Source organism: bacterium (assembly GCA_035419245.1).
Classification (GTDB): domain Bacteria; phylum Zhuqueibacterota; class Zhuqueibacteria; order Residuimicrobiales; family Residuimicrobiaceae; genus JAKPUX01.
Genome location: DAOLSP010000042.1, coordinates 1 through 5,432, shown reverse-complemented (window position 1 = coordinate 5,432; position 5,432 = coordinate 1). Strand labels below are relative to the sequence as shown.

General features: G+C 55.6%; 7 protein-coding genes. All 7 read left to right on the top strand.

Annotated elements, in window-relative coordinates:
- Window positions 1–1,748, top strand: a 1,748-nt coding sequence (locus PLH32_18240) for a hypothetical protein (protein ID HQJ66549.1), incomplete at its 5' end; no start/stop codon positions are given.
- Window positions 1,749–1,795: 47 nt separating this feature from the next.
- Entirely contained in the window at window positions 1,796–2,566 is a 771-nt protein-coding gene (locus PLH32_18235; GenBank protein ID HQJ66548.1) for a hypothetical protein, read from the top strand.
- A 2-nt stretch (window positions 2,567–2,568) separates the two neighbouring features.
- Window positions 2,569–2,853 carry a hypothetical protein gene (locus PLH32_18230; GenBank protein HQJ66547.1) on the top strand — a complete coding sequence of 95 codons (285 nt, stop codon included), beginning with the start codon at window positions 2,569–2,571 and terminating at the stop codon, window positions 2,851–2,853.
- A gap of 3 nt (window positions 2,854–2,856) precedes the next feature.
- A complete protein-coding gene (locus tag PLH32_18225) occupies window positions 2,857–3,636 on the top strand; it encodes a hypothetical protein (protein HQJ66546.1) in 780 nt (259 codons plus the stop codon).
- A 7-nt stretch (window positions 3,637–3,643) separates the two neighbouring features.
- Entirely contained in the window at window positions 3,644–4,309 is a 666-nt protein-coding gene (locus tag PLH32_18220; GenBank protein ID HQJ66545.1) for a hypothetical protein, read from the top strand.
- The gene (locus PLH32_18215) at window positions 4,309–5,061 is read left to right on the top strand and encodes a LamG domain-containing protein (protein ID HQJ66544.1); all 753 of its coding nucleotides are present in this window, start codon (window positions 4,309–4,311) and stop codon (window positions 5,059–5,061) included. Before PLH32_18220 ends, PLH32_18215 begins: the two co-directional genes overlap by 1 nt.
- Window positions 5,062–5,129: 68 nt before the next feature.
- A partial coding sequence (locus PLH32_18210; GenBank protein ID HQJ66543.1) for a hypothetical protein occupies window positions 5,130–5,432 on the top strand: 303 nt, incomplete at its 3' end.

The following is a 5,432-nucleotide window of genomic DNA, read 5'->3' as shown; positions in this document are numbered from 1 at the left end:
TCGCCGCTGTCGCAGACCGGATCATGGCCGAGCAGGAGAACGACGATGTGGCCAAACTGAAGCTGGAGGAGGCCGTCACCAATGCCTTCAACCGGCGCAAGGCCGAAATCGCCGAAGCCCTCAAATCGACCATGCAGACCCAGCAGAAAATCATCACTGATCCGGCCGTCATCAGCACCCTGACCACCGAAGCGCGTCAGGTCGGCCTGACCAGGGAGATCACCGGCGGGTCCACCCGCATCCGGGACCTGATCCTGGCCAAGGTGTTCGGCCGCCCGGTGTATGAAGGCGGCCGCTTCCTGCTCGAATCCTGGCAGGACAGACTCAATCCCCTGATCCAGAAGCAGCTCTATTATATGGATTTCGTCGGCAAGGTCCAGAACGACCTGTTCGCAGCCGGCGGGATGCTCCATAACATGCTTCTTTCCGAGGAGATCAACAGGGCTATTGCCCCGCTGCTGACTGAGGCTAACGAAGGGACCACCTCTGGCGTCATCAGCACCAATTTGCCGCATGAGGTCGCGGCTGCAATCATCTACGCGGCCTGGCCGGAAACCATCGCCATGCAGATCTGCCAGACCGGGGATATGACCTCCAGCACCAAGGACATCTTCGAGGTCGGCTATCCCACCGATGACAGCGTTTTCAAGCGCGGTCAGCATGAGTTCGGCTGGGTCGATGAAGCCAGCCCCACCTCCCTGGTCGCCACAACCGCCAGCCCCACCACCTACGGCGATTTCGTGGATGACGGCGCTCTGGCTGCGGCCAGCAACCAGTATGCCGATCACCTCTTCGCCCGGCTGATTGAAGTCCCCGCCGGGACCAACATGGTCGTTACCATCACCGGCACGGATGAAAACGGCGCGGCTGCAACCTGGACGGTGACCTTCCTCACCACGGATGCGGCCGGCACGATCAAACGCTGCACCCCGACCAACGTCGGCCAGAAATGCACCGATGTCACCGCTGTCTCGGTGGCTGATTCCGGCACCCTGACTGCCGGCCAGGTCGGTTTCTTCGTCGAGAAACCGGTCACAGGGGCCACCGCAGGATCCGCCGAGGACAAGACCTACCTGGGCATCAGTAAGACGACCGCCACGGCGGACGACTATGACCTGGGCGCCCGTCTCGACATTTCCCTCATCGAGGACATGCAGATGGCCATGAAAGACGGCGGCGGCGGGCTCGATTACCTGGCCCTTATCGTCTCGGCGATCAAGAAAGCGATCATCGACCAGATCGACCGCAAGGTGCTCTATGAAGTGGTCGATGACGCGACCGGCGGCAGCCAGACCTTTGCTCAGTCCACTCCTGACGGGGGCTATACCCAGGCCGAATGGAACAAGCGGTTCCTCTATTACTGCGACCTGGTGGTCGATGAAACCAGCCTCGCTGGGAACATGGAGCCGAACTGGATGGTCTGGAGCCGCGCCGACCGGAGCCGCTTCATGGATTGGCTGTCGGAAGGGTGGACCAAATACAACGTCGCCCGTAACGAGATGCACCTCAACAGCCGTTCTGTCGGCAACGTCTCGGGCTGCGAAGTGTTTATCTCGCCCAATGCCCGCCGCTCCAGGGTGGCCGTCGGCACAAACCAGGCCGGCGTCCACTACTATGTCTATGTGCCCTTTGTGCTCCTCGGGCCAAATTGGGTCCCGGACACAAAGACAAAGGCTGTAATGATTCATCACAGGGCTGCATTTAAAGTGACTCAAACGAAAACCCTTGGTAAACTCATGATCAGCTAAATGACTATCACCCAAGTTAAGGGACGGCCATAGGCCGCCCCAACATTATGACCAAGCGATGCTCAAAATGTGGCATTGAATATCCGGCCACGACAGAATTCTTTTACAGGCGCAGGGATGGATTGTATCCGCACTGCAAACGATGTCAAAATAAACTAACCGCTCAATGGAGAGTAGAGCATCCTGCTGAAAGAAAAGTCATAAAAAAACGGTGCGACCAGAATCATCGGAATTTAAGAAGTGCCTATACTCAAAAATGGCGCAAAGAACATCCCGAAGAGGCAAAAGCGATGAGGCATAACTATTATAAAGCCCATCGCAATGAAATCGCAGATTCGCAAAAAATATGGCAACAAAATAACCGAGAATGGAAAAATCAATATCAAAGGACTTGGCGAACCCTGCAAAAAGCAAAAAGACTTTGCACTAAATGCTCAAATCCAATTATGAAGAATCACACTCAATTTTGTGAAGCGCATTGGTATAAAAAAGTTGCCCAGCGGAATACTGGCAGTACAAAGAATTGGGAATTTCTTAAAAAGTTAGCGGCAAAGCAAAATTTCACCTGTCCCTATTCAGGCGAGCATCTTATCCCAGGTATAAATATGTCGCTGGATCACAAATATCCAGTTTCGCGCTTTCCTGACTATGTGAACAATCTTGAAAATTTACAATGGGTCAGCATTAAAATAAATCAAGTCAAAAGAGACCTCACTCACGACGAGTTTATTGTCTTAGTAAAACAAATTTGGGATCGATGGAAAAACCGCCAAATCGACATAGATTTTCTATTGGCTGGAATCAAGATAAAGGATTAAACATGTTCACTATCAAGAACAGGGACAACATCCCCCACGACCTCATGATAATCGGACCGCAAGGCGGCACGCTGCAAATGCACCTGGAGCCGGGCCAGCTGAGCGGTCCCTATCCTGATACCTGGCGGGAGTATTTCCTGAAAACCGAAGTCCCCTGGGCGGTTATTTATCCCCAGCCCGAGGATTCCCCAGCAAAGCCGGTTGTCATCCAGTCCATCGGAGCAATCGAGACCGAACCATCTGCTGTAAAGGCCAAGCCGAAGCAGCGCAAAAAAAGGAGCAAATGACCCATGGGAAAGCTCTTACGAGTGCCTGTCAGAAAATCCATCCTGGCCACAGCCACGGCTCTCGGGTCCAGTTATGGAAAGATCGGCAGCGCTATCAACATCGAAGGGATGGTTGACCTGGCCCTCCACGTTGTTGAATCGGGCGGTGTGGAGGGGGCGAAAGTCAGGGCCTATATCGCCTACGACGGCAGTGCGCCCAGCGCCAGCACGGGACTCTTTCAACTGGTCGGCGCGAATGGCGCGGAAAGCGAATTCACCCTTGCCGCCAGCGAAAAAAGATGCTTTTCTCTTGCCGGCGTCTCGGGGAAATATCTGCTGCTGTACGCGAAGGGTGCGGCGGGAACCGATGCGCAGATTACCGCTTTCGTCACCGGCAATTTGCCGACCGTTAGCGGCCAAACCATCCGGCCGCTTGCCGCAACCGTTCTTTCAGCCACGGCTCTGACCAGCACCAGCTATGCCGACAAGGGCAACGCGGTCAATATCGAAGGGATGAGCGACCTGACCCTGCACCTGACTGAATCGGGGACAACCGAAGGGGCCAAGGTCAAGGTGTTCATCGCGGATAGCGGTTCCGCGCCGACGGCGACCACCGATCTAAAGGAAGCCTCAGCTGCGGCCGGCACAGCTCTTGAATTCACTGTCCTCAAGGGCGAGAAGGCCAGTCACCCGCTGGCAGGCCTTACCGGCAAATACCTGATGATTCAGGCCGCGGACACCACCGGCGGCACTGGCCACGCGACCCTTGCCGTGAACATCAGCGGCAACGTCACAAACCTGTGAGGCGACCATGAAAAAAGCAACCTTCATCCTCATGGCCCTCATGTGCCTGCTGCCTAGGGTGAGATCCCAGGCCCAGACGGCAATCCTCGGCTATTCGGACATCGGGACGGTTCGCCTCGTCAACTTGACCGGTGCTGTTCTTGATTCCGCAGTCCGGACCGGCGCTTCAAACGATTTCGCCTACGAGATCACCGTCGTTTCCAAGTCCGGGACCTGGGCGACGGTGAAATTCACCGACATCACCCGTCAGCGGTACTTCACCCGCGCCGTCAGCGAGGGGACAAGCCGGACGGATATTATCGACAATTTCCGGCTCGTATTCAATGCCACGTTGACAGCCGGCGACAAGTGCCGGGTGAATTACTCACATCTGCTGACGGCCAAGGTCGACTCGACCGGGGCGCTGCGTGCGGCCCTTTGGGATGTAGCCAGGAGCGATTCGCTGCAAAATCTGAAAGCCACGGCAAGGTCAATTCTGCTGAACAACGATTTCCCGCACGGGCTGACGGTCGTCGCGAATGTCAATCTGCAATTTCGCACCAACCGCATCACAAACTGGGTTTTCCTGTTCGCCGGCGGCAGCATCTACATCCCGATCCGCCATACCGCAGCCGATACGTTTTACGCAAAAACAGCCACAATCCCAGATGTTTGCATTATCCGAGGAAAATAATGAAAAGCGGATCTGCATTTATCATCTTGCTCGTTGCGGCTCTCGTAACCCCCCAGGTCAAGCTTGAGGGTCCGCCGAGGATCTCAAACACAGACCTGGCTGCTCATTGGCGGTTTGACGAAGGCACTGGAACGGCGGTCAACGACTTTTCCGGCAATAGCAACACCGGCGCCTTTGACGGGACCTGGAGCAGGGGCCGGTATGGGAACGCGGGTAAATTTGCGGCCGCTTCCGAACAGGAGGTCGCCATCTCCACCAGCGCGTTCCTGAACATGGGAACCAGCGACTTTTCAGTAGCTGTTTGGGCGAGAATCAATGCCGCAGCAGCCTCGATACTGGTGAGCAAATACGGCTCGGTCGGTTATTTTCTGGGTGTTGATGCAACCGGAAAATTCTATGGCAAGGTCCGGGACGCTTCGACCAATGTCTCGGTGCTGGGGAGCGTGATCTCGGACGGGAAATGGCACCTGCTGGTTATGACGGTTGACAGAAGCGACGCCTCGACCGGCCTGAAGCTCTACCTTGATGGCGAATACAACACCCAGGGACAGCAGGGCGGGGCCAGCATAGACAACACCGAGACTTTTTATATCGGCCGGCTTCCGGCCGGTTACTACCTGACTGGTGAAACTGACGATGTGCGCATCTGGAAACGGATTATCAGCACAGATGAGATCAAGCGCCTCTGGTCACAGTCAACCATCAAGGTGCGAATTAACGGCGAAGGCGCAAACGATCCTCTGGCATTCTGAAAGATTGACATTTTACAGCGGCTTTCACGAACAGAAGCCAAGATCGACTAGAGCGGAGGCAAGGTATAATGACCAAAACACGGGCAGAGCTGAGGGAACTGATTCGGCAGCAAATCGGCGATGAGGTGCGGATCAGCGGCACCGCGACAGGCGGGTCCAAAACCACAGTCATCGATACCGCTGCTTTGACCCAGGCGGATGACTACTGGAACGGTAGGAAAATATATATCACATCGACGACCGACGGGCTGGCCCCTCAAGGGGAAGGCCGCAAGATCGCCGACTTTGCGAATTCGACCAAAACCATCACGCTGGAAATGGCGCTCTCGGCAGCAGTTGAAGCCGGGGACACCTACCAAATTGCCATTTGG